Consider the following 26,386-nt stretch of genomic DNA (forward strand, 5'->3'; position numbering starts at 1 on the left):
CATTAAACTCGTGTTTTAGTTAGTTCCGATTCATCACAGCTTCCCTTTTGATTCCAACGTCTTCAGTTTTTCCAAATTTTTGTTTGTCTTATTACACTATAGACATATTATTGTAATATTTCAATAGTCCATAAACTTTTAATTAATCGAACTTGGTTCTTTTATTCTATTTTATTTACGTAGCGTTTCTATAAATGTAAAAGGCTGTCACAATTGTCTAGTTGACAATGTGACAGCCTTTTTAATTATGACACTGCTACTTCTTTATTTTTCGGTGTGTTGTTCTTTGTTTTCCATTGAATGGCAACTTGGATGACGAATAGAACTAAACCGACAATATCCGTAATCGTTTCAGGGAATATCAATAATAATCCTGTTACGACAGCGAGAATACGCTCGATCCAATTACACTTCCGGTACCAAAAGCCGATCATGCCCGCCCCGATAGCAATCATACCGATGATAGCGGAGAAGGTGACCCATAAGATCTCAAAGAGACTGGAGTCGATCATGAGCATAGCTGGATTGAAGACAAACATATACGGAATAATAAATGCCGCAATCGCAAGCTTCGCAGAATTGACGCCAGTTTTGATCGGATCTCCGCCAGAAATTCCAGATGCGGCGAATGCTGCCAATGCAACTGGCGGTGTAATATCCGCGATGATTCCGAAATAGAACACGAACAAATGTGCAGAGACGGCAACTACAACCGGAACTGTAGTACCTGGTCCCATTTCGCCGCCCATCAGCAACAAAATGATTGCCGGAGCAGCAATTGTAGATGTAATAACATAGTTAGCCGTTGTTGGTGAGCCCATCCCGAGGACTAGAGCTGCCAACATCGTAAAGATAAGAGTTAATAGGATATTACCGCCCGCTGCAGAAACGAGGCCGTTTGCAAGGCTTAGTCCTAAACCGGTTTTTACGACGACACCGACGATAATACCCGCACAAGCAGTCGCCGCGGCAACGGCCAATGCAGTACGCGCCCCGTCAACGAGGGCCATAATAATATCTTTCGGCCCGAGTCTCGTCGATTTATCAAAGAAGCTGACAACTAAAGTGAGGACAATCCCCAATAATGCAGCTTTCATTGTTGGAATCCCTAATAATAGGAATAAGATAATTCCTAAAATCGGCAATAGGAGATAAATCTTTTTCAATGTCGCTTTCCGATCAGGTATCTGGTCTGGAGACATGCCTTCTAGACCGACACGCTTCGCTTCAAAATGCGTCATAATCCAAATTCCTGTAAAGTAGAGCAATGCAGGAATCGCAGCTGCTTTTGCAATTTCCCAATACGTGATGCCGCCAATGAACTCAACCATTAGGAATGCTGCAGCTCCCATGATCGGAGGCATAATTTGCCCACCCGTTGAAGCAGCCGCTTCAACGCCGCCTGCAAATTCCTTACGATACCCCAATTTCTTCATCATTGGAATCGTATAAGAACCTGATCCGACTACGTTTGCAACGGAGCTTCCTGAAATCGTTCCTTGCAATGCACTTGAGAAGATAGCAACTTTAGCAGGACCTCCTGTCAAACGGCCTGCGAGGACGACAGCTAAGTCATTGAAGTAGTTTCCAACTCCGGTCTTCACAAGGAATGCACCGAATAAGAGGAAGACGAAAATGAATGTAGCAGATACGCTGATCGGCGTTCCTAAAATACCATCAGTCGTATAGAACATTAACTGGACAATGCTTTTTAAGTCTTGGCCGCGGTGCGCCAAGAAGCCAGGGAAATAGCGGCCGTAAAATGCATAAATTAGGAAAACTACCGAGATGATTGTAATCGGCAAGCCGACTGCACGTCTTGCAGCCTCCAATGTCAATAGAATAGCGACAATTCCGATGAATAGATCCAAATCGGATACCCTTCCTACTCGAAAGACAAGATCATCATAAAATAATGGCCAGTATAAACCTACCGCAATGGCCAGCAAAGATAGAATGACGTCGTAGAAAGGCACTTTGTCTTTCTTGACTCCCGTTTTTTTAATAGCAGGGAACAAAAGGAAAATTAATGCTAGAGCAAATCCTAAGTGGATGGATCGTTGTATATATGCAGTAAACGGTGTCCCGATTGACGTATATAATTGAAATAACGAGAAAGCCAACAATCCTGCAAAAACGACGATTTTAAAGAACCCTTTCACATTCCGTGTATTCGATTCGGGATCATATTTTTGAAGAATTTCAAGCTGTTGTTCTTCTGTTAATGTTTCAAGGCTGTCAACTTGGGACTCTTTCAGAGATTCTTCCCGATTCTTATTTTTAGCCATTCAAATTTACTCCTTTCATCAATTGATAGAATGATTGGCGTTGCACACGAAATGTGTACGATTTCCCTCTAGTCAAATAGCTTTTCAAATCCACTTCATTTCCTTTATATCTGAAGGCAAGATCAGCATTGACATCGCCTACGAAAAGGACAAATGATTGAATAATGTTCTGCTCGTACGTAAGCGTATACATTCCATCATTTACTGATAGCGTTTCTCCTTCCTCTGCATAGCCCGGCAATCCAATTCCAACACTTTCATATTGCATCGATAGTAATTGGATGGCATTTTGATCAGTAATACGATAGGATTCAACGACATCGGTTAAAAATATGGAGTGTACATAGCGTATTTGAAAATCTCGCTCATCCTCTATTTTATAGTAATACGTTTTTGGATGATCAGTTCGATATTCCGTAAAGGTGAAAACCTTATGTATCGGCAGGAAAATAGTGACGAGGAAAATGAGTAGTGCAAATAGCAGACTGGGGAGAATTACTTGCTTCTTCTTCATACATTTCTCCCTTTCACACTAGCAATTAAGAATGGGACGGCTGAAGCATACGCCTCACCGCCCCGTCCAACAATCAAATTTCATTCAATTATTTTTGTTCGTCAAAGTACTTTTGAGCGCCTGGGTGAACAGGGATCCCGATTCCATCAAGTCCTGTTTCAGCTTTGATCAACGCGCCTTTTGGATGTGTTAGTTTAGATGCATTGTCATAGATCGCTTTTGTGATTTCATAAGCAAGATCTTCAGGAACGTCGTTTTGGATAATCAACATTGCACCAACTGAAACAGTCGGCGTATCTTCTGCAATTCCATATGTTCCTGCAGGGATGACTTCTTTTGCGTAGTATTGATATTTTGAAATCAATTCGTCTGCTTTTTCATCAGAGACAGGTACGATGTAAACTTGTGCGACAGCGTTCAAACCTTCAACCGCGCCAGTTGGAGTACCTGCAGTGATGAAAGCTGCGTCGATCTGACCTGCTTGCAAGCTTTCTTGGGATTCCCCAAAATCCAAGTCTTGCGGTTGGATATCATCCATCGATAAGCCATGAATTTCTAGCAACTGCTCCGCGTTCGCATACGTACCGGAACCAGGTGCTCCTACAGAAACCTTTTTACCTTTCAAATCTTCAAACGTTTTGATGCCAGTCTTTTCCAATGTAACCAATTGAACTGTTTCAGGATATAGAGCACCGATAGCTGAAACGTTGTCGATGACTTCTCCATCAAACATCATTTCACCTTTAGATGCATAATAAGCGATATCTGTTTGTACGAAAGCGATTTCAGCGCTGCCGTCTTTTAAAGCAGTCATATTCGCTGCTGACGCTTGTGAAACTTCAGCAGTCGTTTTAACACCCGTTTCTTGCGAGATGATATCCGCAAGTGCGCCTCCAAGTGCGTAATATGTACCTTGTGTACCACCCGTCAATACACTCAGAAAATCATAATCTTCTTTTGTTTTGCCTGAATCAGAGCCTGATCCCTTGCTTGAATCACCTGAATTACAAGCTGACAGGACTAGCAACGCGATCATCGAAATGAATGCAAGAATACGAAATCTCTTTGTATTCATATTTCCATTCTCCCCTTTTTATATAGTATTTTTGCAACTTAACACCTATTCTAACACGAAAGGTTATTCGCTTGTCAATCATTCTTGGCAACTTTCAGTAACTTGCAAGCGATTTCAATACTGAAAAGGAAGATGAAATCCATCACCTTCCTCTTTATTGATCAATCTAGTTCTTTGTTTGTCTCATCGAAATAAGTGATTCCTGCTTCTTCCAAATCTCTTTTTCGGTGTGCGAGTCTTGATGCGGCACAGGATGCGACACTTGCGACTAGATCATCAAGGAATGTATGGACACCATTTCCCTTTTTCGTATCCAGCTCATTGATAATGCCTATTTTGTTTTTATCAAGATGGCCGAATGTCGTTACCGCAATCGATCCGTAAGTAAAGACCGCGCCTAATGCAATTGTTTCATCCACGCCAAAGAGCCCTTCGTCGGATTCAACGATTTGTTGAAGCGGAGCCGAAAGTTTCCCTTGTTCCCCGAGCTCATCCAATTCGATTCCGACAAGTATTGCATGCTGAAGTTCTCTCTTCCGCAACACTCTTTCGACTGAATCTACACATTCGGCAAGGTCAAGACCTTCATTATAAGGCACTTGCATTTCGTATACGATTTTAGCTATATCTTCCAATGTAACGCCTCTTCGGATCAATGCTTCTTTTGTAGCTTTTGCAACAACGTCGGAATGGACAATGTTTTTTCCCGTGAACATAATTACTACCTCCTTATTCTTTCCTCTGCCCGTCACGTATAATATGACAGCAGCCTTTCAGATGTTTACTCAATTTTGCGACTGTTTCTTCCAACATGTAACAGGTTATCCAACCATTATACCTGTTCATTCACTTATGTTACAATCTTCTTACATAATACAACTGGGAGGACTTGCTGATGAAGTACGGAAAAATCGAAGAAATAAACTTATATAGCAAGGCACTCGATGAGGAGATGCAACTTCTCATCCATTTGCCATATCAGTATTCACCACTTTACAAGTATTCAGTTCTAATTGCTTCAGACGGGAAAGATTATTTTCAGTACGGAAGGATCGGACGGGTTGTAGACGAATTAGTTTACGAAGGTGACATCAATAATATGATTGTTGTCGGCATCCCGTATAAAAGTGTAGAGGAACGCAGAAGGATGTACCATCCGGAAGGCGACCGGCATGAAGATTATATCCGTTTTCTTGCGCATGAGCTTGTCCCTTATATCGATGAAAATTACCCGACCTACCAAGTCGGCGCAGGTCGAGGGTTAATCGGCGATTCATTGGCTGCAACAATTTCGCTCTTGACCGCTTTGAAATATCCGAACTGCTTCGGGAAGGTGATTCTCCATTCTCCCTATGTTGATGAATATGTAATGGAAAAAGTGGAAGGATTCAAAGATCCATCAGCATTTTCCGTTTACCATGTCATCGGCGAAGAGGAAACGGAAGTGAAAACGACACAAGATGGCATCCGCGATTTCCTCACTCCAAACAGGGAATTGCATAATTTGATCAAAAGAAAAGGGTTTTCATACTTCTATGAAGAATTTAAAGGGAACCATACATGGAAGTATTGGCAACAGGACGTCCGAAGAGCAATTAAGGAATCCTTTCAAGAGGAATGATGCCAAACATTTCAAAGAGTAGTTCATTCTGCTATAATTAATTCTAAGATGTATGTAAACATTTTACGAGGAGGTCTTTTATTATGAAATATGGTATTGTAGCTTTCCCTTCAAAGAAACTTCAAGACTTGGCGAATGGGTATAGGAAACGTTATGATCCACATTATGCGCTTATTACGCCTCACATGACCGTCAAAGGTGTTTTCGAGGCAGATGATAAGGAGATCGAGCAAGTTGCAGAAGCCATTAAGAAGGTTGCTCGCAGCCATAAGCCTTTCGAATTGAATGTATCGAAAGTTAGCACGTTTGCACCCATCACCAACACGATTTTCTTTAAAGTTACACCAAATGAAGATATCCTTTCACTTCATAAAGACCTAAATGAAGACTTTTTCGGTGAAAAACCTGAATATTCCTTCGTTCCGCATATTACAATCGCACAAAAATTGAATTCTGGTGAACATGACGATATTATCGGACAAATTAAAATGTTTGGCGTAGACCATACCGAGACTATCGACCGCATTCACCTACTCTATCAACTTGAAGACGGGTCTTGGACAGTTTATGAAACTTTCCGTCTCGGCGAGGAAAGCTAAAGATTGATCGAAGTAAAAATTGCCCGTTCAGAGCGTGAACGGGCAGATGCGTATGACGTGCGAAAAAAAGTTTTTGTGGATGAGCAAGGGGTACCAATTAGTCTTGAAATTGATGAGTTTGATAAATCCGCTACCCATTTCATCGTCTATGATGAACAGCGCCCGATCGGAGCTGGACGCATTCGGGAAATCGAATCGGGAATCGCTAAAGTAGAGCGGGTGTGCGTAGTGAAAGAGTTACGTGGAAAGCATCTCGGGAATTTGATAATGCATGAACTTGAAAGACATGCGAAATCTGTCGGGATGACGAAAATCGTACTGAACGCACAATCTTATGCCGTGCCTTTTTATGAGAAACTCGGGTATACGGTCACATCACCTGAATTCATGGATGCGGATATTCCGCATCGCGCAATGGAAAAGGAAATAGTTTCAAACTAGTTTAATGAATAAAAAGAGCAGATCGCTTCCGTTGACCGGTTGCGAGTCTGCTCTTTTTTTGACGTCATCTTTAATCCTTTTAATAGAATATAGATGCCGCCCATCTTGTTTTACACATATTCGTTTACCGCGAGTCCTTTTCCTACAAGTTGCGCTATTTCAGGCGATAGGTTGGCAGGATTCGGATAGATGAACCCTTTTAAGTAAGGAGGGCGGGAGTTTACGATAACTGTTTCTCCTTCCTCCATGATTCGCTCCTGTTCACTTCGAAGTGTATCATCAAATTTATCCATCAAATCCGGATCCATTTTAACTTTTTCCACTCGATCGACATATGCGAAATTGTTACGCACTGCATTCATTCGATTCGCGTACATTTCAGCCTGCGTCTGCTGAATCGGTAGTATATAGCCCATTTCCCACACCCCTTTACATTAATTTCTCACATACCCTTTAACCTCATTTATAGTTTATGAAACATATAAGACTGAAAATGAATGGTTTCACCTATTTTCGTAGTGATCAACTAGGCATAATCTATTTCCAGCCCGGGTCATCGGTTATGTGGACAATGATACAGGCGTGGGTATTTGGACGTCATCCAGCTACTTTTGGGTTACCCCATCATCCGCTGAATATCATTGAAATTAACTGATTTTCCGTTGTTTACGATCGATTTCACGAGTTCATCTTCCATATGTTGCGGGACTTCTTTTTTTGCGAGTCTGCCTACTTTTTTAACGATTTTCCGCACTTGTCGCTCATCGCTGAAATCCGCATATTGAATTGCGTTCGCCAATGCGAATACTTCTTCCATCGGAACGCCGGTTTTTGATTCTATCTTTTTAAAAAACGAGTCATTCATATTGTCATCCCTCCTCCTTAGACAAAGCTACTGCCAACGATGATTAGCAAGATGAAGAGAACAACAATCAGTACGAAAGTGGAACCGCCATAGCCTCTTCCATACCCGCCATATCCGCCGCCAAAGCCTCCGCCAGAATAGCATCCACCGAACATAAAAATCCCTCCTTCCCTTCCGTCTATCCTATGCAGATAGCGGAGAGAAGAAGGGGGCGTTTGCACAGATTTTTTCAATTGGTGCCCTTAGACTTGAAAAGAAACGAAGCAATGAAGCCAAATAGAATCGCAGCACTGATTCCAGAACTTGTCACTTCAAACATCCCTGTCAGCACACCGATAAGGCCATGTTTTTCAGCTTCCGCAAGCGCTCCATGCGTCAATGCGTTACCGAAAGACGTGATCGGAATCGTTGCACCTGTTCCTGCAAAATCAATAAGCGGTTCGTAAAGGCCAAAGCCGTCCAATACAGAGCCTGCTGCGACAAGAATGCAGAGCGTGTGCGCCGGTGTCAGCTTTGCAACATCAAACATCAGCTGGCCAATGACACAAATGAGACCGCCGACTATAAAGGAGGTAATGTAAATCGAAAACAATCAAACCACTCATTTCATCGTTAGTTCGATCGCGTGCGCGATGCACGGAATCGTTTCTCCTTGTTGGTATGATAATGGGGAAAGAAGCGCACCAGTCGCAATCAGGAGTACTCGTTTATATTCCTTATCCATCATCTTCTTATAGACTTCCGAAAAATAAACGGCGGCTGAACAACCCGCCCCGCTCGCTCCTGCCATGAAATCAGGATTGTTGCCGTAAAATTCCATGCCAGCATCACTGAAGTTCTTTAAATCAGTTATTCCTTGGTTTTTAACTAGCTCTTGAAAAATTGAAAATCCGACTTGAGCCAAATCGCCAGTCATAATCAAATCATAGTCACTCGCAGCTTTTCCATGGCCAGTCAAATGCCGCTTCAGCGTATCAGCTGCGGCGGGCGCCATGGCGGCTCCCATATTCAATGGGTCTGTCATTCCCATATCTATCGCTATGCCAATCGTTCCGCATTCTATAGAAGGAACTCCTTCTTGGAAAGGTGCAATGGCAGCAGCTCCTGCTGCAGTCGCAGTCCATTGTGCGGTACTGCCTTTCTGCGCGCCGTATTCAATCGGATATCGGAATTGCCTTTCGATCGCATTATGCTGGCTAGATGAACCCGCAATTGCCAATTTCGACATTCCCGCTTCCGCCAATAATGCCGCAAAAAGCAAGGACGAGACAGAAGTTGCGCATGCCGAAAACATGCCGACATATGGGATTCCAACTGACGTTGCACAGAAACTGGTAGGGGTCATTTGATTGACAAGATCCCCTGTTAATATAAAATCGGCATCCGATGGAATTTTATCCACTTTACTTAACGCAATCATGCATGCATCTTCCATCAATTTTGAATGTCCCTGTTCATTCGTTTCCATGCCGCATCTTTCATCTTCATATATCTTATCGAAGCTAGTGTGAAATGGACTTTTCTTCTCAAGAGGTCCTGCCGTTACGCCTGTTGCAACGATGGAAGGGGTCGATTGGAATGTCAACAAGCCTTTCATTACCATGAAACGACTCCCATCTTCACTAAAATCGTCTTAATAAGGGCAACGAGAAAGGCTGAAAAAACACCATACACGATGACTGAACCAGCCAATTTAAAAATATTGCCCCCGACACCTAGCACATAGCCTTCTGACTTATGCTCGATCGCCGCTGACACAACCGCATTGCCGAACCCAGTTATCGGGACTGCCGCTCCTGCCCCACCAACTTGACCAATTTTTTTATAGAGGCCAAATCCAGTTAACAGCATAGAGATGAAAATCATCGTCGCAACTGTCGGATTGCTCGCTGTCCGTTCGGTGAAGTCGAAGAAAGTCATATAGAAAAGTGCTATGAACTGCGCGATGAGACAAATCGTGCCGCCTACAAGAAATGCTTTAATCATGTTTTTGAGTAATGGCGGCTTGGGAGTGATCCCTTGCTCCAGTTTCGCGTATTTGTCTTTGTCCATTATGTTTCTTCCTCCGCTAGTGATATCAAATGATGAATTTTTTTCTTCATTCCCTTTTCATCGTCTTTTAAGATGAGTTTATTCGTTTCCGTTAAAATCTTGCTATCCGCAGAAGCGAAAACCGATAAATCTGGGTATTCTTCCTTCAACTTCTTTTCAAGTTCAGCGGCAATTTTCCTTTTATTAAACCTGGAAAAGGTTTTTACACGGATTCCAACGAGCAAATGATCCTCATAAAACAAGGCAGCAGCCCCTTTAATTCGATCATCTCCCTTCACTAACTCTTCTACTTTACTTGCATCCTCGTCTGTATGATTTTCGAATTTGTATTCATTTGGAATACAGCCAGATAGCAGAAGAAGCAAGCATAGCAACGTTATGAGCTGACGAATATTCACCATCCCCTTTTTTTAACAGTATGGCGATCGCTGTTGTTTTTTATTCATGCGTGATGTTTGCCCTAGCCCTGAGCAATCAAGCGCATAAGGTATAAAGAGTTGAGAAAAGGAGGTGGAATGAATGGGATGTGGAAGAAATGAAGAAGTCGGAGATGTACGGCGCAACGACAATTGCATTTGCGAGGTTGTCCGTGCCATTAAACGTGTGCAGGATATCCGCGATGATCTAGATTGCGACGATTGCAGAACTGACTGTTTCCTGACTCCGCTCGGTAGCCTTGTAAGCCCTGCACGTCAACGGGCCAATACGCGTGTATTCATGCTATTGGACGAAAAAGGTAATCCATTCAAAGCAATGTTCAGAAGAAGAAGACGGTTCGACGAGAGTGATAGCGCACCGGCCTCCGACCAAGGGCGTAGAGACTGTGCAACTTGTTTCTCGATCTTCTTCAGGGTTCAAAATATTTTCGACAATTGCTGCGCAACAATCCAAGTACTTGAACCGCGTGATGCTAGAGGTCGCAAAGTCGACTTATTCAAAGGCGGCAAATTAGACCTCGATGCAGTATGCGAAGTAGAAAACTTCGAAGCGACAGGCACTTGCGTCACTGTCGATTTAACATGCTTCTGTGCAATTCAATGCGTAAAAGACGTTTTCATCGATTGTGACGAAGATTGAAGGAATAACCTGTGATGCTGACTCTGCCCGATCGATCCGATCGGGCAGTTTTTCGTTTTATTATACCCAAAAACAGGACGGACCATTTGCTGGTCCGTCCTGTTTTTACTATCTCTCGTCAAATGGCTGCCCGCGCCAGAGGACGTCTTCTATCTTTGCGATTTCAACTTCAGAAATCATATTATCCGTTTCAATCCATACAATGCCATTTTCGACTTTATGGATTGCGCCTTTTACGAGATTGCCTTCTATGACGAATTGAAGAGGCTTATATGCCTGCTTCCTGAACGGTTCGCTCAAATAGCGTATTTTGCTCATGATGGCGGGGTTGACAACATGGCTTTCAGCTTGAACGGATGAGTTGACGTCAATCGCCTCTCTCACGGATACATCGTTCGGAACGAAGACTGACGTGCTTTCTTCCTCATAGACGGCCACCTTTATATAGACGGGCGGCCCCTGCACAAATAGTAACGGTTCATTGTAGGAAATGTTGATTCCCCCTTTTTTCCGTAGTATATGCGCCTATTCGGAATGAAGTTCTTTCCTCTGTTCAAAGGCTGCCGATGAACACTGTTGCCAATCCGAGATAAATGATAATACTAATGACGTCATTCAATGTCGTGATGAATGGACCTGATGCGACGGCAGGATCGATTTTCATCCGATGCATGAAGAGCGGGATGAACGATCCGGAAATGGTTGCAACAAATATCGAAACTAAAATGGCCGCCCCGACGAGCAACGCGATAATGAATTCATGCTTCCATATAAAAATGAGGCCGACAACGAAGATTGCGCAAATTAGTCCGGTAATCAAGCCAGTGCCCGCTTCCCGCAATAGCAGTTTGAACTTGCTCTCATCCTCAACGTCACGAGTCGCAATACCGCGAACTGCGACTGCCAATGCTTGAGTCCCGCTATTACCCGCAGTACCTGCAATTAATGGAATAAATGCAGCGAGCAATGCGACTTGCGAAATTGTATCGGTGAATAGATCGATTAGATTCGCGGTCAACATGCCGAGCACTAACAGAATGATCAGCCATGGAATCCGTTTCTTCGCAGCTGAAAATGACGTTTTGTCAAAGGAATCCATATTGGATACGGCGGCAAGTTTTGAATAGTCATCAGATGCTTCTTCGTCTAATACGTCGATAATATCATCGACCGTAATGATCCCTAACATATGCTGTTGGAAATCAACGACAGGAACAGCTAGCAAGTTATAGTCCTGTGTCGTCCTTGCGACGTCTTCCTGGTCATCGGAGACAAGTACACTGACAACACGCTCATTCATAATAGACTGTATTAACGTATCTTCGTCCGTAATGATTAAATCCCTAAGCGAAACGACGCCCGTTAAACGATTATCTTCATCGACGACGAAGACATAATAGATCGTTTCTGCAGAGGGGGCTTCATTCCGAAGAATCGTCATGGCGGAGCGAACAGTCGAATATTGCGGAATCGAAACATATTCCGTCGTCATGATCGAACCGGCAGTATATTCTTCATAGTGCAAGAGCGATTTGATTTGTGCAGCCGCTTCTTTATTCATTAACGTCAAATAGCTGGCAATCTGCGCTTTATCAAGTTCTTTCAGGACATCTACCGCATTGTCGACGAACATGTGAGAAATCATATCCGCGGCATAAGTCGTGTCCATCTCCTGAAGGAACTGCTTATATTCATCTTCATCGATTTCGCTCGTCTCGAATATCTCCGCCAACTCTTTCGGAGAGAGGAAAAAATACATCAATTTTCGTTGTTCTGCTTCCACCTTTTCATAAAAAACAGCTCGATCATATGGGTGAAGCATCAAATATTCATCACGGAACGTTTTAATATCTTGCTGCTCCAATGAATTTATAAGATTTTCTTCGTCGATAATAATTTCATCGCGAATTTCTTCGTTTACAGTCATGGCTGCACCTTCCTTTCCGCTCCGACATGCATGAATGCATTCCTAAATGTATGATAATGAAAAGAGAATCTCTACAAAGGAGAATCGATAGATATGAAACTGGATATTATTGGTGATATACACGGATGTTATGATGAATTGCTGTCTTTGATGGACAAGCTTGGTTATTCATTCACATCGGGTTTGCCTTTCCATAACGATGGAAGGCAGCTCGCTTTTGTAGGAGACTCGATGGATCGGGGTCCGGCTTCGTTAAAAACTTTGGAATTGATGTTCAAGCTGCAGGATAATCACCGACTTATTTATTCTCCCGGCAATCATTGCAACAAACTGTACCGTTTCTCGAAAGGCAGCAAAGTCCAGCTGAAGAATGGGCTTGAAACGACAGTGGCCGAGTTGAATGCCCTACCTCCTAAAGACAAAATGCGCTTTCTGGATCGGTATAGACAATTCTACGAGGCTTTGCCTTTATACGAAAATCTGGACAATGGAAAACTTATTATCGCACACGCAGGAATTCGTGAACAGATGATTGGAGAACCATTTTCAAAGAAAATACAATCGTTCGTCCTCTATGGAGATACGACCGGCGAAACGCTTCCGGACGGCCGTCCCGTTCGAAGGGATTGGGCGAAAAAGTATTTTGGCGACGCGTGGATCGTCTACGGACATACTCCAGTAACAGATGCACGGTTCGTCAACCAGACTGTCAATATCGATACAGGATGCGTATTTGGCGGCAAACTTACCGCCGTCCGCTATCCTGAAATGGAAATCGTATCAGTTCCATCACAGCAACCGTTCATCCCGGAGAAGTTCACTCACTTTGATTGAGGAATTAATTGCGCCATATCCGATGGCAGACTACTCGTAAAGGTCATCGGTTCACCTGTCAGCGGATGGCAGAAGCCAATTGCTGCACAATGCAACGCTTGACGATCGATCAATTGAAGAGAGCCGCCGTACAAATCGTCTCCAGCAAGCGGGTGACCGAGCCATTGCATATGAACTCGTATTTGATGAGTTCGCCCAGTATGCAGCTTCAAAGAAATGATTGTGTACGTTTCGCCGTTCCATTCGAAGCGGCCTTCTGCTTTCACATCGGTTCTTGCGTACTGCCCATCATCCCGGACTGTCCTTTCAATAATGCTGCCGTCCTTCCGTCCGATCGGCTCTTCAATTGTGAAGGCATCGTTCTCTATATACCCTTCAACAATTGCAATATAACTGCGGTCAAAACCGGTTGTCTGCATCTGTTCGCTGAGCAGATGGTGAATATGTCGGTTTTTTGCTATGCAAACAATTCCCGAAGTATCCGTATCCAGCCTCGTCACGACATGCACGGTCGATGGGACGCCTTCAGCTTCGAGCTTTCCAGCTACGAAATTGGCGACCGTCCCGTTCGGCTGATCGCGTGAAGGTATCGTTCCTTGACCAGCAGGCTTATCGATAATCAAAATCGCTTCATCTTCATAAACGATTGCCAGATTGCCAGTTTCAGGAACTAGACCGAGGCTTGGCTCTTCCGGCGGAAACTGAACTGTGACAGCATCGCCTTTACTGAGCATATGCCTCACCGTCTTCTCTGTCCCGTTTACAAGCAGGCAGCCTCCGTCGTATTTTACAGCCGTCAAAGTCCGTTTGGAAATTCCATGGCTATGAAGGAATTCCCGGAGTAGGATCCGGTCTTCGTCAACAATGAATTCCAGGATGAACTTCTTTTTATCCACAACCACTTCACTCATCACTCGCGATGAACGAATCGTGGACCCTCGTCCAAAATGGGAAAGGACGGAACCTGCCAAACCGAACTTTCTCATCTGCCACTTTATATTCAATCGATTTCACATCTTTATGCAATAGTTGCAAATGGTCGATCGTCACCATGAAATCCGGCCCTTTGACCGGCGTCAGTACACAACTATGATGCGCTGGCAGAACGAGCGGAGAACCGACTGTCCGGAAGACCCGGTTGTTGATAGAAGCCATTTCAGTCAGTTGAATGGCATGTAAAGACGGGTGGATAATCGCGCCACCGAGTGCCTTATTATAGGCGGTTGATCCGGATGGCGTCGACATACAAAGTCCATCCCCGCGGAATCTTTCGAAATGTACACCATTTAACTCTACGTCCATGACTAATGTCACTTCAGGGGATTTTACCGTCGATTCATTGAGCGCAAGATATTTTGCGACTTTTTCCGAATTCCGATAGTTGATCGTCACTTCGAGAAGGGGATACTCGATGACATTATATTCCTTCCGGGCAATGGACAAGACAAGCTTTTCCATTTCAGCAGGCTTCCAATCGGCATAGAATCCGAGATGCCCCGTATGGATGCCGATGAATGCAGTATCCTTCAGTCGGTGGATATATTTATGGAAAGCATGGAGCAAAGTGCCATCCCCTCCGACTGATAAAACGATATCAGGTTCATCTTCGTCAAAAACTAACCCGAAATCAGTCAAATAATCCTTCGCTTCATCTTTTAACCGATTCGATAATGAATCATTTCTCGTCTGGATGGCGAATTTCATCATTGACTCCCCTTTTCCGTTTCGTTTTGCCGTAATCCCTATCGGCTGTTTCTTTAAATGCGCTGAAGTATTGCTGGGCGTCATGTATTTCATCCCGAATCAATGACATCTCTTCATCCAATCTGAATGCGGCTTCTGCTGCCCGTTCCAGTCGATGTCTGATTTCGTTCGGCAATTCGCCTTGATATTTGTAATTCAAGGAATGTTCGATGGAAGCCCAGAAGTTCATTGCCAACGTACGGATCTGGATTTCCGCGAGTATCGTCCTTTCCCCGTGGATCGTTTGAACCGGGTACTCGATGATCATATGAAAGGAACGGTATCCGCTCGGTTTCTTATGAGATATATAGTCCCTCTCCTCAACGACTTGCATATCGGTGCGCTGCCGCAATGTATGAACAACTTTGCCAATATCATCAACGAATTGGCACATGATGCGGACCCCCGCGATATCCGGCAATTCTTCCGCCAACTCCGCGGAAGGTTGGAAAGGAATACCCTTTTCAAGTGTTTTATCATAAATGCTTGCGAGCGGTTTCACTCGGCCTGTCACGAATTCTACAGGCATATGGACTCCTTCAAGTTCATACTGCGTGCGAAGCCCCTTCAGTTTCACCTTCAGTTCGGCAACGGCCTGTTTATACGGTTCAAGAAATTGCTTCCACTCCTTCATGAGTAGCCCTCCAAACTAGTAGTTGATGTTTTGGAGGAAGGCCTCGAATTCCTGCTCCACCGCAGTCGTGAATGCCTCTCCATAATTGTCGTTCCCTTCGATATTATAGACGAGCATCGTCAGCTCTTCTACAAAACCTGGCAAGGGAATTTTTTCATCGTTCCACATGAGAACCGGGTCTGTTCCGGCTTCCAATACAAGCGCCATATATGGCCAAGTTTCTTTTGGGAAATGTATGTATGTATACCCTTCATCTTCGTCCATCAAATAGACAAATGAATGTTCTTCGGAATCGGTTATCATTTTCTTTGCAGGGACCCCAGTCGGACGGTCAGCTTCCGCCTCCAACAAAAACAGGATGTCGTCACCGCTCTGTTGCCCGTTAATTACTCGGTTCTGAATTCGCATAGGTCTTCTTCCTTTCAATTATCTTACGTTCAGTCTACCATATGAGAGCCGTCGGTGCAGTCTGTAACATGCGTTTTTATGTCAAACTTGATATACTTAATTCATAAGCAACAGTAGAAAGTCCTAAAGAAAGGGAGTAGCAAAATGGATGCACGTGCAATACGCACTTTGATGGATATCCAGGCGATGCAGACACTAGGTTCGGTGCAAACTATCGCGAACAGTCAGGATTCAACTTCCTCGCTATTCAGCGTTATGATAAATGATCTATTGAATGGCATGACAGAAGATTCTACACGAACAGAGACATTTCCAATACAGTCGTTCGGAATGCTTGGAGGACTTGAGTCGATGAACAGTCTCCAATACGCAGGTTCGAATAACGTTTATGTACCAAATGGCCTTCAATCGGCTATTTTCAACTCTCAAGCGTTGAACAGTGAAACTTCTGTACCTGCTGGAGAGAACAACTTCACAGTTTTCATTAAGCGGGCGGCGGAAACATATAGCTTACCAGAGAACTTGATTTCATCTGTCATTAAACAGGAGTCCAACTTTAACAGCTCAGCAGTCAGTGGCGCAGGTGCCATGGGCTTAATGCAACTCATGCCAGGCACTGCTAGACTGTTAGGTGTGCAAGACGGATTCGATCCAGAGCAAAATATAATGGGCGGGGCAAAATATTTACGGCAAATGCTTGACCAATTCGGCAATGTCGAAATGGCATTGGCTGCCTATAATGCCGGCCCCGGAAATGTTAGAAAATATGGCGGAATCCCGCCTTTCAAGGAAACAGAACAATATGTATCTAAAGTGCTAAACTACTACAATCGCTTTGAAGTCTGACAGCTTCCTAGTTCAGTTGAAAGCAATATGTTTGTGAAAGAATTGTTTGGTTGATAAAATGTCCATACAGTCAGAACAAAGGAGATTGACATACATGACTCGAAAACCTTTGATTCCTTATGAGGAAATCGGTGCTGAAAAATTGTCGGAGCTCATCGATCGTTTTTATGAAAAAGTGGCTGTCCACCCGGACCTATATCCGATTTTCCCTGAAGATCTGACGGAAACAGCACGAAAGCAGAAACAATTTCAAACACAATATTTAGGCGGACCGAATTTATTCACGGAAGAGCACGGCCATCCGATGATGAAAGCGCGTCATATGCCTTTTCCGATAACTCCAACACGTGCAAAAGCTTGGCTCGCCTGCATGGCAGAAGCGATGGATGATGTAGGTTTGGAAGGACCATTGCGGGACGTATATTATCAACGACTCGTACTAACTGCAAATCATATGGTGAATAGAAGCGAGGAGGATGAGCGGTGAACCGGGAAACTCTGTTGGAAAGCAGCGCTACTTCTTCAGCCTCCTTGTCGAAGCCCATCGAGATTTACGTATTCGTAGATCCCTTATGCATGAACAGTTGGGCGCTACAGCCATTGCTGCGCAGATTGCAAGTCGAATATGAACGTTATTTCACATTGAAAGTCGTTCTTAGAACTTCCTTGACAAAGACGAATTCATGCTGTTTCGTCAACTTGAATGATGCGAAAGCTTGCGATAAAAATCATCCTGCATTTCCGAGCATCGCTTTAAAAGCCGCGGAGTTTCAAGGAAAGCGTGCAGGTTTCCGATTCCTATCGAAACTATTCGAATACACATATTTGAAAAAGAGGAACGTCTTCTCCTTTTCAGTGCTCGTCGAAATAGCAGAAAGTATTAATTTAGATGTTGATGAATTCATCCTTGATTTTTCATCACATCATGTACTGCGTTCCATGCAAGTCGATTTGCATTTAGCGAATGAAATGGAAGTCGAGGACGCACCTTCCTTTGTTTTCTTCAATGAAAATATTGAAGATGAAGGCTTGAAAGTGAATGGTTTACATTCTTATGAAATATATGAACAGATTTTGGAAGAGATGGTCGGGTACGAAATCAGACCAGACGCCCCACCGACTTTAGATGAATTGTTCCTGCGTTTCGATTCACTTTCAACGAAAGAGATCGCCGAAATATACAACATCCCGGAAAAATCGGCCGAGCGCGAATTAAAGAAACAGCTTCTTCTCCAAAAGATAGAAAGACTACCTTTGACAAACATGACGCTATGGCGTAAACGCATTAATTGAAAAAAGCAGATTGCATGGTCGTCGAATCCCATGCAATCTGCTTTTTACATTATAGTAAACAATAAAAGAAAAGAGCATCCACTCTTGGGGGAGAGGGATGCTCTTTTACAAAGGGAATGGGAGAAATGTTCACGTTCAAACAAAAGGGGTGTATGTTTGGTATGTGATTTATTTCACATCTATAACTTATCATAAAATAATAGTAACATCAACATTTCACATAAAAATTCACATCTCTGTCACAAATAAAACACGAGATAAATCCTATACCTAAAGACTTTCAAGAAGTTGTAAAAATACACATTTACTCACTCACCAAAATGAAAGCGCTTAACTTATTGTTATATAAATATAATCATAATACAACTTAAATGAAAAAACCTGACTAAGTCGCCGAAAGCGCTGCGTCAGGTTCTTTTTCACTGTTTTAGATTAACCAAGCAATTCTTCCAGCTCGTTCAATCTTTCCTCAAACACTTTGCACGCCTCTTCAATCGGCGCCGTGCTTGTCATATCGACTCCTGCTTTTTTCAATACTTCAATCGGATAATCCGATGAACCGGCTTTTAGGAAATGATTGATGTAACGATCGACAGCTGGCTGCCCTTCTGACAAGATCTGATGGCTAAGTGCCACAGCAGCACTGAAGCCTGTCGCATACTGATACACATAATAATTGTAGTAGAAATGAGGGATGCGCGCCCATTCGAGAGCGATTTCCTTATCTTCTTCGACTGCATCTCCAAAGTATTTCTTGTTCAATGCAGCATATTCTTCCGACAATTTGTCTGCAGTCAATGCGACGCCTTGTTGGTCAAGCTGATGGATCAGATGCTCGAACTCCGCGAACATTGTTTGGCGGAAGACCGTTCCACGGAAGCCTTCTAGCCAGTGGTTCAATAAATAAATACGTTTTTGCTTATCATCGATTGTTTTCAGTAAATGATCGTTTAAGATCGCTTCGTTTACTGTAGACGCAACTTCTGCAACGAAGATTGAATAACCGCTATAGTTGTACGGCTGATTCTTCCTCGAATAATAGCTATGCACACTATGCCCGAACTCGTGAGCCAATGTGAACATATTATTTACGTTGTCTTGCCAGTTCATAAGGATATACGGATTTGTTCCATATGAGCCAGATGAATAAGCGCCTGAACGCTTCCCTTTATTTTCACGGACATCCACCCAACGGTTTTCAAGTCCTTCTTTTACAATTGAAGTGTACTCCTCACCTAGCGGATGGAAACTTTCAAGCATCGTTTCTGTCGCTTCTTCATATGGAATTTTCATTTCCACGTCTTTCACCATCGGCGCAAACATATCCCACATATGGAGCTCATTTAAACCGAGGACCTTTTTTCGCAATGCAACATAGCGATGATGCAATTCAAGGTTTTTATTGATCGTATTGACGAGGTTATCATATACCTGCTCTGGAATATGGTTATTTGACAATGCGGCTTCCCGCGCAGATGAGTATTTCCGGATGCGCGCGTTGACGTTATTTCTTTTAACATTTCCGCTCAACGTTGAAGCGAATGTGTTCTTGAATTCGCCGTATTTGCTGTACATTGCTTTAAATGCGTCTTCTCGTACACGAGCATCTTTGCTTTCGAGGAAACGGATATATCGGCCATGTGACAGCTCTGCCTCTTCCCCGTCTTCATCCTTCACCGTCGGAAACGTCAAGTCTGCATTGTTTAGCATACTGAATGTCTCGGAAGAACTGCCCGTCACTTCACCCATTTGTGCTAAGATAGCTTCTTGCTCAGCCGGGAGGATATGTGCACGATAAGCGTTCATTTCTTCGAATTCATGCTTGTACACTTTCAATTTATCGTTGTTTTCTGCGAGGCTATTCAATTCCTCTTCAGGAATAGCAAGCAATTCAGGCGCGAAGTAAGAAAGTGCTGTCGAAATTTTGACGTACAAAGTTTTCGCTCGGCTTTCCATCGCTTGGTAGAAGCTGTTCGTCGTATCCTGGTCGCCTTTCAAATGGGCATACGTATACAGTTTCCCCATTCTTTGATAAATCGTATCTCGGTATGAAAGCGCCGCGAACAATGCATCTGCACCTTCATTCAAAGTGCCTTTAAATGTTTCAGCCTTTCCTGAGAGTTCTTCAATTTCTTTGAATTCCTTTTCCCATGCCTCATCATTTGGAAAAATATCTTCGAGACGCCATGTTTCTTCTACTTTCACTTGATCACGCGTCAACACTTTGTTTTTAGTTTCTGTCGACATTCAAAAACCTCCCCATCATTTTTCTTCGTAAATCGAATCATTTTTATTCTCTCAATTCCGTTCCTCATTTGCAAGAAATCTTTCTGAAATTAATTGCAAAATTACATTTTCACCAAAATCTGTTTTTGACGCAGTTGACTCTATGCCGAACTGGCTTAATAATTCGACATAGTTTTTACAAGCCATGACTTTTCCGTTGAATTTCCTATCAAATCCGTGGATAAAACGCTCAATTGCATATGTTGAAACATCTGAAACCGGAATTCTGTTCCGCTTGAGAAAATGAATAAAACGGAACTGCCATTCAACATCTGCTTCGCGGAATGATTGATTTCCTATAATCGGTATACCGATCCATGGCGGCAGCTGTGTAGGGAGCATTTTCATTTCATAGCAGCTTCTTAAGAATGGGTCTTTGATGCCTTTTCTATTCAATAAAATCCTGTTTTGCAAATCCTTTTGCCGATGTGCAGCATAAAGATTTCCATATAGTTTAATATCATTTTCGGTTGGTGACTTCGGGCGTGCGAAAGGGAAAATTTGAAAACCAAGGGGAAGAACGCGGTGCATTCCGATATACCGCTGTCCGGCTACATGCAGCAGACTACTGAAATAGTGAAATGTTAGTGTGTGGGGGTTAAAAGTGAGGAGAACGTCTCCATTAGGATGGGTACTGACGATGAACCATTCTTGAAACTTAGAAAACTGAAAAATGCCGACGCCTTCTGGGGTGTTAGCGAATTTTGCAGGTGTATGCAAAATCCAGATTGGTTCCATGCCTGCTCTGCGATATCCACCTGTCCGCTCTTCTAGATCGGAAATGGGGATTGTACTGCATTGGAATTCAATCGGAAACTTCTTTTTTCCTACTTTGACGAGCAAGTCGGGACGCTGTGAAATCTTGTTCAATAATGGCTCCAATTCTACTTCTTGCCCGCGTTCCTTCAGCAACTGATACAATAACCGTTTTCCGTTCAAATGTTGTTGGGATTCCCCTTCGGAAAAAGAATCGATACAAGTAGTATTCCTCTGGTGTGCAAAATGCGGTACCACAATATCGCCGACTTTCAACTGGACCGGACTTTTGCATTGCGGACAATAAAAACTTTGCTTCTGCCTCCATTCTCGCAATTCTTTCCTTCCCAGCTCTGGGGATAGAATGATCAGTCGGCCTTCATTTGTCCAAGCTGTTAAAATGACCCTCACTCCTTTCAATTGTATTGTAGGAAACACGGCATGTGATTTCAAATATTATGAATCTTAACCTATTTAACTGGTAATTAAGTCTGGATCTAACTATAAATTCATTTCACAACAAAAAAGCCGTCCCCCCTTATTACCGGGAAACAGCTATATTATCGTTATTAGCCGAAATATTTATTCACAGTTGCCATTACATCAGATTCCATAATGACTTTGCCGTATTCCTCAAGGCGGTGGATCGTCACTTGGGATAACGAGCCGTATTCAGAAACGAGGCTACAGTAGTCGGATTTATCATCATCGTCCATTTTCGATTCATCATAAACTACGTATAAATAGAATTTATTTTCAAACGAATAGAGAGATGATTCAACAGCAAATTGCGGAATGACTTTTGACAGCGAAATGACGTTTTCAAACTCATCAAAGACGAACATATCGGACGTCCAAACAACTGGCTCATCGTTCAACTCGCTCATAAGCTGTTCGGAATTGGCAAACATGCTGGGATCTGGTTCAAAAGGCTTTCTGGAATCATCCAAACCGAATTGGCCATCCGATTCATCATTATCCGAAACTTGAGCCCGCGTCACTGTCACTTCAATTCCGTTATTCATCGCATGGACTTGTATCCATAACGGACCTTCCACTTCAAATTCAGTCTCGTCATTGATCTCATCCATCATCTCCCAGAAGAGCTCTTCGCTTTTATCGCGATTGTACCAAACCTCTTCACGTGTAAAGCCCCGTTCCTCAATGTCTATATACGAAAGGTAAAACTTTACAGTATTATCATTAATTCGCTCTATTTCCATCCCTTTTCTCTCCCTTCCTACAAACAGGCTTGAGCCCATTTCGTTATTTTCGCAATAAACCTGCAATGCTTATACTTACTATATGACCGTCCATGAGGTTTTGAAAGGGTTATCCTCAGGGAGTTAAATAATGTTACTAGCATTGTAGAGAACACCAGCCCACAAAGCAAGGAGAAAATAAAAAGCCGATAGGATTGGCTAAATGCCTGTTATCTCCCTATCAGCTTTACTATGTCTTTAGTTAGTTTACCATGCGCCGCGCTTCAAGAAGCTGATAGGCCCTTACTTTTCTAGGTAGGAAGCGTCTGATTTCATCTTCATTATATCCTACCTGAAGCCTTTTTTCATCTAAGATGATTGGTCTTCTTAATAGGCCCGGATGTTCTTGGATTAGTTCATATAAACGTTGCAGCGGTAAGCTTTCTACGTCTACGTTTAGTTTTTGGAAGATTTTCGAACGCGTTGAAATGATTTCGTCCGTTCCGTCTTCCGTCATCCGCAAAATTTGTTTAATTTCATCGATATTCAAAGGCTCTGAGAAAATGTTCCTTTCAGAATACGGAATTTCGTGTTCTTCTAACCAAGCCTTCGCTTTTCTACATGATGTGCAACTAGGTGAGGTAAATAATGTAACTCCCATTCGCTGACACTTCCTTTCAGTCGGCTAACTATCTTATATTTAGAAAATTAAATTAGAATAATTTTAAAGTAACGAGCTTAACTCCTATTATACACATATTCATTCTCAATGAATACACTTTTTCAAAGAAAAGTGGAACAGATGATTTCTTTGTCACATTTTCGCAATATTGTAGGGTTTACAGCTCCTTAAGTTATGTACTTGGACACTTCTTTACTGTTATACCCGGCGAATGAATTGTTTAAACATCATTACTTCAAAAAAATCATTTTCTCATTTAGAATTCGTTGAATGAAAAATGTCATTCTACACTAAGTAGTACGAAATGGAACGATAAAAAGTTTCAGTAAACAATGAAAAATTTCCGGAAACCTATTAACGAAGGCTTCCGGAAATGATTTATGGCGTATAATCTACACCTTCTGTATAATTATTCCCTGCGTTCCATAATAGATACTCGTCGATTCCATTCTCTTTCAGTGCTTTAATTTGTGCTTCTACTTCTTTTTTGCCGTAGCGAAGATAGTTCCCTTTCCCGAGCCAAGGTGCGCTGAAATCCTGAAGCCAAGGACGTGAAACCGGTGGGCTTTCCAGGGCTCCCAGCTTGGCGTTCTCTACTTTCGCATATTCGGTCACAAGTCGATATGGTTCGAGGTCGGGTTTGGAAATGCCAAAATACGACGTCCAGTGACTTGGATAAATCATTGACGAGATGACATCTACATTCTCGGAAATCTTCGAGAAGTTTTGTCCGATTCCAGGCGCTTCAGGCAAAGTAGCGGAATAGCCGAAAATATCAACGGATACGTCCACGTCATATGGCTTCAGTTGTTCTCGTGCATATGCCACAAAATCCGTAACTGCCTCAACTCTGCGCTGAACCGGATCAAGATCCGACTCTGCGTAGTCATCCATTGAGTATTTCAATGTCTCATGCCGTTTTTCGAATCCTTCCGGAAAACGAACATAATCGAACTGAATTTCTTTGAATCCCATTTTTGCGGCTTCAATCGCTATATCAACATTGTGATCCCAAACTTCTTTCATGAATGGATTGACGAATGACTCGCCTCTCCCATTTTTCCAAACTTCATTTCCATCCATGAATGACAGTTCTGGCCGTTGCTCCGCAAGCACGCTATCCTTAAATACTACGACCCTCGCAATTGGATAAACCTTTTGCTCCTCAAGCGTCTCTAACATTTTACGTGGATCTTTTATGTACGGCTTTCCAATATCCAGTTTAAATAAAGGCGAATCCTCTTGAGGCTTATACGTTAAGTTGCCGAAATCATCTTTAATATCGATAACCATTGCATTTAAATCCGTCGAGTCGATTAGTTTTAACAATCTATCGAATCGGGAACCCCCTGCCGAATGTCCCGTCACGTAAATTCCTCTTACTGCATCCGGGTACTCAAATACAAGTCCGGAATCATAACGAAATAATTTTGAGCTTGATACAATTCCACTATCTATCGTTTCAAATCCATATGTACGTTCAGCGAATTCAAAATCCGTATTCGCCTCGTCAGCTTGCACTGCAATCGGCATGGCAACTGCGCTTGCAAGCATCACAGAGGTCATCCATTTTATTTTTTTCATACGACACTTCCTCTCTCTCAATTATTCTATCAAAGCAAAAATACAATGAATAGGGAAAGTAATCTATTCCCTGGATATCGAGTCGAAAAACCTATTTTTTTGTCAGATTCCGCATATAGACCTAGTTCTTACATCAATTTTTTATAGTTGCTTTATTTCAAATGTCGTATTATACTTTTGACAACTATTATGAAAAGCGAAGACGGAAAGAGTATTCTTGTTATGGCATTGAAGAGAGCCTGTGGTTGGTGCGACCAGGTATGGCGAACAAGAGGAATTGGGTTCCTGAGCTTGATTGGCGAAAAAGGATTGCTTCTCCAGTAGCCATTCACGTCCCCCCGCGTTAAGGGGTTTGAGTGGCCTGCACGCAGGCTAATTCGGGTGGTACCACGGTTGATACACATCAGTCGTCCCTTTTTAGGGATGTCTGGTGTTTTTTTATTTTCAGAGGAGGAATATTGGATGAAAACTATTTTTTCGGGTGTTCAGCCCACAGGAACAGTAACATTAGGGAACTATATCGGTGCATTTAAACAATTTACAGAACTTCAGCATGAATACGACTGCCGTTTCTGCATCGTCGACCAGCACGCCATTACAGTACAGCAAGATCCTGATGAATTGGCAAAAACAATCCGCTCGCTTGCTGCAATCTATATCGCCAGCGGAATCGATCCGGAGAAATCTTTGCTGTTCATTCAATCTGAAGTGCCAGCGCACGCCCAAGCAGGCTGGATGATGCAATGCATTTCCTATATCGGCGAGCTTGAGCGCATGACTCAATTCAAAGATAAATCCGAGGGGAAAGAAGGCGTCTCTGCAGCGCTTCTCACATACCCGCCACTAATGGCCGCAGATATCCTTATTTACAATTCAGACATCGTGCCAGTCGGAGAAGACCAAAAGCAGCACGTTGAATTGACAAGAGACTTGGCGGAACGTTTCAATAAACGATACGGCGAGGTGTTAACCATCCCGGAAGTACGCATACCGAAAAATGGAGCCCGCATTAAATCATTGCAAGATCCATTAAAGAAAATGAGCAAATCGGATCCAAACAAAAAAGGAACGATTACGCTATTGGACACACCGAAGGAAATCGAAAAGAAAATCAAGAGTGCTGTGACGGACTCTGACGGCTTCGTAAAATTTGATGTTGAAAACAAGCCTGGGGTGTCCAACTTGCTGACAATTGAATCGGCATTAAGTGGCATCTCAATTACCGACCTCGAATCGAAGTACGAAGGACTCGGCTATGGAGCGTTTAAAGCTGGCGTCGCTGAAGCAGTTATCGGGCATCTTACACCATTCCAAGAGCGCTATGGAGAGCTTCTCAATTCCTCGGAGCTTGATGGACATCTTGACAGGGGAGCAGAAAAAGCAAATGAGATTGCATCTGCTACTCTCAAAAAAATGGAGTCCGCGATGGGGCTTGGAAGAAGACGGTAATCGCTAATAGAATGACCGCCATGACAAAAAGCGTGAAATCGGGCGTTTGGATAATGAACAGCAAAATCCGTTGCCAACTATATCCAAGCGAAAGATAATTGAAATAGAATATCATATGTGTGACAGTAACGACTATAAGTCCGTAGCTGATGAGGAAGAGGAAGATACGCATCATATACATCGCCCTTTTTCTTTTCTTCCAGTGTATGA

At 43.0% G+C, this 26,386-nt stretch carries 32 protein-coding genes and 1 other annotated feature; of the genes, 9 read left to right on the top strand and 23 right to left on the bottom strand.

The window, feature by feature from the left end:
• Window positions 1-245: 245 nt before the first annotated feature.
• The 4 genes from ACTHPA_RS08535 to ACTHPA_RS08550 all read right to left on the bottom strand — a co-directional run bounded on the left by ACTHPA_RS08535 (window position 246) and on the right by ACTHPA_RS08550 (window position 4,593).
• On the bottom strand, window positions 246-2,288 hold the full coding sequence (locus tag ACTHPA_RS08535) for a TRAP transporter permease (protein WP_440499748.1): 2,043 nt from the start codon (window positions 2,286-2,288) through the stop codon (window positions 246-248).
• Window positions 2,281-2,802 carry a DUF1850 domain-containing protein gene (locus ACTHPA_RS08540; RefSeq protein ID WP_440499749.1) on the bottom strand — a complete coding sequence of 174 codons (522 nt, stop codon included), beginning with the start codon at window positions 2,800-2,802 and terminating at the stop codon, window positions 2,281-2,283. The genes ACTHPA_RS08535 and ACTHPA_RS08540 overlap by 8 nt, the downstream gene beginning before the upstream one ends.
• Before the next feature lie 88 nt (window positions 2,803-2,890).
• Window positions 2,891-3,877 (bottom strand): TAXI family TRAP transporter solute-binding subunit, encoded by a 987-nt coding sequence (locus ACTHPA_RS08545; protein ID WP_440499750.1) that lies wholly within the window; start codon window positions 3,875-3,877, stop codon window positions 2,891-2,893.
• Window positions 3,878-4,038: 161 nt separating this feature from the next.
• The gene (locus ACTHPA_RS08550; protein WP_440499751.1) at window positions 4,039-4,593 is read right to left on the bottom strand and encodes a phosphatidylglycerophosphatase A family protein; all 555 of its coding nucleotides are present in this window, start codon (window positions 4,591-4,593) and stop codon (window positions 4,039-4,041) included.
• Between the two features lie 179 nt (window positions 4,594-4,772).
• On the opposite strand from ACTHPA_RS08550, the gene ACTHPA_RS08555 reads away from it, so the two are divergent.
• The 3 genes from ACTHPA_RS08555 (at window position 4,773) to ACTHPA_RS08565 (ending at window position 6,538) form a co-directional block, all read left to right on the top strand.
• Complete coding sequence (locus ACTHPA_RS08555; RefSeq protein ID WP_440499752.1) at window positions 4,773-5,498, top strand: alpha/beta hydrolase; 726 nt, start codon at window positions 4,773-4,775, stop codon at window positions 5,496-5,498.
• Between the two features lie 83 nt (window positions 5,499-5,581).
• A complete protein-coding gene (locus ACTHPA_RS08560) occupies window positions 5,582-6,097 on the top strand; it encodes a YjcG family protein (protein ID WP_440499753.1) in 516 nt (171 codons plus the stop codon).
• Window positions 6,098-6,100: 3 nt separating this feature from the next.
• Window positions 6,101-6,538, top strand: coding sequence for a GNAT family N-acetyltransferase (locus ACTHPA_RS08565; RefSeq protein ID WP_440499754.1), 438 nt, complete (start codon window positions 6,101-6,103; stop codon window positions 6,536-6,538).
• A gap of 110 nt (window positions 6,539-6,648) precedes the next feature.
• On the opposite strand, the gene ACTHPA_RS08570 is transcribed toward ACTHPA_RS08565, so the two are convergent.
• From ACTHPA_RS08570 to ACTHPA_RS08600, 7 genes are all read right to left on the bottom strand, one after another.
• Window positions 6,649-6,954, bottom strand: a complete 306-nt coding sequence (locus tag ACTHPA_RS08570) for a hypothetical protein (protein ID WP_440499755.1) — start codon at window positions 6,952-6,954, stop codon at window positions 6,649-6,651.
• 200 nt (window positions 6,955-7,154) lie between these two features.
• Window positions 7,155-7,403, bottom strand: a complete 249-nt coding sequence (locus ACTHPA_RS08575; RefSeq protein WP_440499756.1) for a stage VI sporulation protein F — start codon at window positions 7,401-7,403, stop codon at window positions 7,155-7,157.
• Window positions 7,404-7,420: 17 nt separating this feature from the next.
• Window positions 7,421-7,558, bottom strand: a complete 138-nt coding sequence (locus ACTHPA_RS08580) for a YjcZ family sporulation protein (RefSeq protein ID WP_440499757.1) — start codon at window positions 7,556-7,558, stop codon at window positions 7,421-7,423.
• A gap of 74 nt (window positions 7,559-7,632) precedes the next feature.
• Window positions 7,633-7,995, bottom strand: a complete 363-nt coding sequence (gene spoVAE, locus ACTHPA_RS08585) for a stage V sporulation protein AE (RefSeq protein ID WP_440499758.1) — start codon at window positions 7,993-7,995, stop codon at window positions 7,633-7,635.
• A gap of 9 nt (window positions 7,996-8,004) precedes the next feature.
• Window positions 8,005-9,006 (bottom strand): stage V sporulation protein AD, encoded by a 1,002-nt coding sequence (locus ACTHPA_RS08590; protein ID WP_440499759.1) that lies wholly within the window; start codon window positions 9,004-9,006, stop codon window positions 8,005-8,007.
• Entirely contained in the window at window positions 9,000-9,455 is a 456-nt protein-coding gene (gene spoVAC / locus ACTHPA_RS08595) for a stage V sporulation protein AC (protein WP_440499760.1), read from the bottom strand. The genes ACTHPA_RS08590 and spoVAC overlap by 7 nt, the downstream gene beginning before the upstream one ends.
• Window positions 9,455-9,856 carry a hypothetical protein gene (locus ACTHPA_RS08600; RefSeq protein WP_440499761.1) on the bottom strand — a complete coding sequence of 134 codons (402 nt, stop codon included), beginning with the start codon at window positions 9,854-9,856 and terminating at the stop codon, window positions 9,455-9,457. The genes spoVAC and ACTHPA_RS08600 overlap by 1 nt, the downstream gene beginning before the upstream one ends.
• Window positions 9,857-9,974: 118 nt before the next feature.
• Here ACTHPA_RS08600 and ACTHPA_RS08605 point away from each other — a divergent pair, with 118 nt between their 5' ends.
• Entirely contained in the window at window positions 9,975-10,532 is a 558-nt protein-coding gene (locus ACTHPA_RS08605) for a CotY/CotZ family spore coat protein (RefSeq protein WP_440499762.1), read from the top strand.
• Between the two features lie 108 nt (window positions 10,533-10,640).
• Here the strand turns inward: ACTHPA_RS08605 and ACTHPA_RS08610 are convergent, their stop codons facing one another.
• Both ACTHPA_RS08610 and mgtE read right to left on the bottom strand, forming a co-directional pair.
• Complete coding sequence (locus tag ACTHPA_RS08610) at window positions 10,641-10,916, bottom strand: hypothetical protein (RefSeq protein ID WP_440499763.1); 276 nt, start codon at window positions 10,914-10,916, stop codon at window positions 10,641-10,643.
• A gap of 169 nt (window positions 10,917-11,085) precedes the next feature.
• Window positions 11,086-12,459 carry a magnesium transporter gene (gene mgtE / locus ACTHPA_RS08615; protein ID WP_440499764.1) on the bottom strand — a complete coding sequence of 458 codons (1,374 nt, stop codon included), beginning with the start codon at window positions 12,457-12,459 and terminating at the stop codon, window positions 11,086-11,088.
• A gap of 93 nt (window positions 12,460-12,552) precedes the next feature.
• Between mgtE and prpE the strand changes: the two genes are divergently transcribed.
• Window positions 12,553-13,293 (top strand): bis(5'-nucleosyl)-tetraphosphatase PrpE, encoded by a 741-nt coding sequence (gene prpE / locus ACTHPA_RS08620; protein ID WP_440499765.1) that lies wholly within the window; start codon window positions 12,553-12,555, stop codon window positions 13,291-13,293.
• On the opposite strand, the gene ACTHPA_RS08625 is transcribed toward prpE, so the two are convergent.
• Genes ACTHPA_RS08625 through ACTHPA_RS08640 form a run of 4 tightly spaced genes read right to left on the bottom strand, consistent with a single transcriptional unit; the run spans window position 13,281 to window position 16,078 of the window.
• The gene (locus tag ACTHPA_RS08625) at window positions 13,281-14,297 is read right to left on the bottom strand and encodes an RluA family pseudouridine synthase (RefSeq protein WP_440499766.1); all 1,017 of its coding nucleotides are present in this window, start codon (window positions 14,295-14,297) and stop codon (window positions 13,281-13,283) included. The two genes, prpE and ACTHPA_RS08625, sit on opposite strands and share 13 nt — an antisense overlap.
• Complete coding sequence (locus ACTHPA_RS08630; RefSeq protein ID WP_440499767.1) at window positions 14,197-14,997, bottom strand: NAD kinase; 801 nt, start codon at window positions 14,995-14,997, stop codon at window positions 14,197-14,199. Before ACTHPA_RS08630 ends, ACTHPA_RS08625 begins: the two co-directional genes overlap by 101 nt.
• Window positions 14,969-15,670 (bottom strand): GTP pyrophosphokinase, encoded by a 702-nt coding sequence (locus ACTHPA_RS08635; protein WP_440499768.1) that lies wholly within the window; start codon window positions 15,668-15,670, stop codon window positions 14,969-14,971. The genes ACTHPA_RS08630 and ACTHPA_RS08635 overlap by 29 nt, the downstream gene beginning before the upstream one ends.
• A gap of 15 nt (window positions 15,671-15,685) precedes the next feature.
• Window positions 15,686-16,078 carry a hypothetical protein gene (locus ACTHPA_RS08640; RefSeq protein ID WP_440499769.1) on the bottom strand — a complete coding sequence of 131 codons (393 nt, stop codon included), beginning with the start codon at window positions 16,076-16,078 and terminating at the stop codon, window positions 15,686-15,688.
• A 144-nt stretch (window positions 16,079-16,222) separates the two neighbouring features.
• Here ACTHPA_RS08640 and ACTHPA_RS08645 point away from each other — a divergent pair, with 144 nt between their 5' ends.
• The 3 genes from ACTHPA_RS08645 (at window position 16,223) to ACTHPA_RS08655 (ending at window position 18,217) form a co-directional block, all read left to right on the top strand.
• Window positions 16,223-16,924, top strand: a complete 702-nt coding sequence (locus ACTHPA_RS08645) for a lytic transglycosylase domain-containing protein (protein ID WP_440499770.1) — start codon at window positions 16,223-16,225, stop codon at window positions 16,922-16,924.
• A gap of 94 nt (window positions 16,925-17,018) precedes the next feature.
• A complete protein-coding gene (locus ACTHPA_RS08650) occupies window positions 17,019-17,411 on the top strand; it encodes a globin domain-containing protein (RefSeq protein WP_440499771.1) in 393 nt (130 codons plus the stop codon).
• Window positions 17,408-18,217, top strand: coding sequence for a DsbA family protein (locus ACTHPA_RS08655; RefSeq protein WP_440499772.1), 810 nt, complete (start codon window positions 17,408-17,410; stop codon window positions 18,215-18,217). The genes ACTHPA_RS08650 and ACTHPA_RS08655 overlap by 4 nt, the downstream gene beginning before the upstream one ends.
• Window positions 18,218-18,649: 432 nt before the next feature.
• On the opposite strand, the gene pepF is transcribed toward ACTHPA_RS08655, so the two are convergent.
• From pepF to ACTHPA_RS08680, 5 genes are all read right to left on the bottom strand, one after another.
• Window positions 18,650-20,464, bottom strand: a complete 1,815-nt coding sequence (gene pepF / locus ACTHPA_RS08660) for an oligoendopeptidase F (protein ID WP_440499773.1) — start codon at window positions 20,462-20,464, stop codon at window positions 18,650-18,652.
• A gap of 51 nt (window positions 20,465-20,515) precedes the next feature.
• Complete coding sequence (locus ACTHPA_RS08665) at window positions 20,516-21,595, bottom strand: competence protein CoiA (RefSeq protein WP_440499774.1); 1,080 nt, start codon at window positions 21,593-21,595, stop codon at window positions 20,516-20,518.
• Between the two features lie 233 nt (window positions 21,596-21,828).
• Complete coding sequence (gene mecA, locus ACTHPA_RS08670; protein WP_440499775.1) at window positions 21,829-22,482, bottom strand: adaptor protein MecA; 654 nt, start codon at window positions 22,480-22,482, stop codon at window positions 21,829-21,831.
• A 241-nt stretch (window positions 22,483-22,723) separates the two neighbouring features.
• Window positions 22,724-23,122: a transcriptional regulator SpxA gene (gene spxA, locus ACTHPA_RS08675; protein ID WP_060206922.1), complete on the bottom strand. Its 399-nt coding sequence runs from the start codon at window positions 23,120-23,122 to the stop codon at window positions 22,724-22,726.
• A 399-nt stretch (window positions 23,123-23,521) separates the two neighbouring features.
• A complete protein-coding gene (locus ACTHPA_RS08680; protein WP_440499776.1) occupies window positions 23,522-24,727 on the bottom strand; it encodes a putative glycoside hydrolase in 1,206 nt (401 codons plus the stop codon).
• 190 nt (window positions 24,728-24,917) lie between these two features.
• Window positions 24,918-25,145, top strand: a binding site (T-box leader).
• A gap of 44 nt (window positions 25,146-25,189) precedes the next feature.
• Between ACTHPA_RS08680 and trpS the strand changes: the two genes are divergently transcribed.
• Window positions 25,190-26,176 (top strand): tryptophan--tRNA ligase, encoded by a 987-nt coding sequence (gene trpS, locus ACTHPA_RS08685; RefSeq protein ID WP_440499777.1) that lies wholly within the window; start codon window positions 25,190-25,192, stop codon window positions 26,174-26,176.
• On the opposite strand, the gene ACTHPA_RS08690 is transcribed toward trpS, so the two are convergent.
• A complete protein-coding gene (locus ACTHPA_RS08690) occupies window positions 26,133-26,351 on the bottom strand; it encodes a hypothetical protein (RefSeq protein ID WP_440499778.1) in 219 nt (72 codons plus the stop codon). The two genes, trpS and ACTHPA_RS08690, sit on opposite strands and share 44 nt — an antisense overlap.
• Between the last annotated feature and the right edge of the window lie 35 nt (window positions 26,352-26,386).

The organism is Sporosarcina sp. SAFN-015, assembly GCF_051966875.1.
Taxonomy (GTDB): domain Bacteria; phylum Bacillota; class Bacilli; order Bacillales_A; family Planococcaceae; genus Sporosarcina.

Bases quoted from the DNA above. Each gene is read 5' to 3' on its own strand.
- ACTHPA_RS08550 (WP_440499751.1), bottom strand. From the start codon at position 4,593: ATGTTCACGGGAAAAAACATTGTCCATTCCGACGTTGTTGCAAAAGCT.
- ACTHPA_RS08560 (WP_440499753.1), top strand. From the start codon at position 5,582: ATGAAATATGGTATTGTAGCTTTCCCTTCAAAGAAACTTCAAGACTTG.
- pepF (WP_440499773.1), bottom strand. From the start codon at position 20,464: ATGTCGACAGAAACTAAAAACAAAGTGTTGACGCGTGATCAAGTGAAA.
- ACTHPA_RS08605 (WP_440499762.1), top strand. From the start codon at position 9,975: ATGGGATGTGGAAGAAATGAAGAAGTCGGAGATGTACGGCGCAACGAC.
- mgtE (WP_440499764.1), bottom strand. From the start codon at position 12,459: ATGACTGTAAACGAAGAAATTCGCGATGAAATTATTATCGACGAAGAA.
- ACTHPA_RS08575 (WP_440499756.1), bottom strand. From the start codon at position 7,403: ATGAATGACTCGTTTTTTAAAAAGATAGAATCAAAAACCGGCGTTCCG.
- ACTHPA_RS08570 (WP_440499755.1), bottom strand. From the start codon at position 6,954: ATGGGCTATATACTACCGATTCAGCAGACGCAGGCTGAAATGTACGCG.
- ACTHPA_RS08535 (WP_440499748.1), bottom strand. From the start codon at position 2,288: ATGGCTAAAAATAAGAATCGGGAAGAATCTCTGAAAGAGTCCCAAGTT.
- ACTHPA_RS08545 (WP_440499750.1), bottom strand. From the start codon at position 3,877: ATGAATACAAAGAGATTTCGTATTCTTGCATTCATTTCGATGATCGCG.
- spoVAC (WP_440499760.1), bottom strand. From the start codon at position 9,455: ATGGACAAAGACAAATACGCGAAACTGGAGCAAGGGATCACTCCCAAG.
- mecA (WP_440499775.1), bottom strand. From the start codon at position 22,482: ATGGAAATAGAGCGAATTAATGATAATACTGTAAAGTTTTACCTTTCG.
- ACTHPA_RS08555 (WP_440499752.1), top strand. From the start codon at position 4,773: ATGAAGTACGGAAAAATCGAAGAAATAAACTTATATAGCAAGGCACTC.
- prpE (WP_440499765.1), top strand. From the start codon at position 12,553: ATGAAACTGGATATTATTGGTGATATACACGGATGTTATGATGAATTG.
- ACTHPA_RS08635 (WP_440499768.1), bottom strand. From the start codon at position 15,670: ATGAAGGAGTGGAAGCAATTTCTTGAACCGTATAAACAGGCCGTTGCC.
- ACTHPA_RS08690 (WP_440499778.1), bottom strand. From the start codon at position 26,351: ATGATGCGTATCTTCCTCTTCCTCATCAGCTACGGACTTATAGTCGTT.
- ACTHPA_RS08590 (WP_440499759.1), bottom strand. From the start codon at position 9,006: ATGGTAATGAAAGGCTTGTTGACATTCCAATCGACCCCTTCCATCGTT.
- ACTHPA_RS08600 (WP_440499761.1), bottom strand. From the start codon at position 9,856: ATGGTGAATATTCGTCAGCTCATAACGTTGCTATGCTTGCTTCTTCTG.
- ACTHPA_RS08540 (WP_440499749.1), bottom strand. From the start codon at position 2,802: ATGAAGAAGAAGCAAGTAATTCTCCCCAGTCTGCTATTTGCACTACTC.
- spxA (WP_060206922.1), bottom strand. From the start codon at position 23,122: ATGGGAGTTACATTATTTACCTCACCTAGTTGCACATCATGTAGAAAA.
- trpS (WP_440499777.1), top strand. From the start codon at position 25,190: ATGAAAACTATTTTTTCGGGTGTTCAGCCCACAGGAACAGTAACATTA.
- ACTHPA_RS08630 (WP_440499767.1), bottom strand. From the start codon at position 14,997: ATGAAATTCGCCATCCAGACGAGAAATGATTCATTATCGAATCGGTTA.
- ACTHPA_RS08650 (WP_440499771.1), top strand. From the start codon at position 17,019: ATGACTCGAAAACCTTTGATTCCTTATGAGGAAATCGGTGCTGAAAAA.
- ACTHPA_RS08580 (WP_440499757.1), bottom strand. From the start codon at position 7,558: ATGTTCGGTGGATGCTATTCTGGCGGAGGCTTTGGCGGCGGATATGGC.
- ACTHPA_RS08680 (WP_440499776.1), bottom strand. From the start codon at position 24,727: ATGAAAAAAATAAAATGGATGACCTCTGTGATGCTTGCAAGCGCAGTT.
- ACTHPA_RS08640 (WP_440499769.1), bottom strand. From the start codon at position 16,078: ATGCGAATTCAGAACCGAGTAATTAACGGGCAACAGAGCGGTGACGAC.
- ACTHPA_RS08645 (WP_440499770.1), top strand. From the start codon at position 16,223: ATGGATGCACGTGCAATACGCACTTTGATGGATATCCAGGCGATGCAG.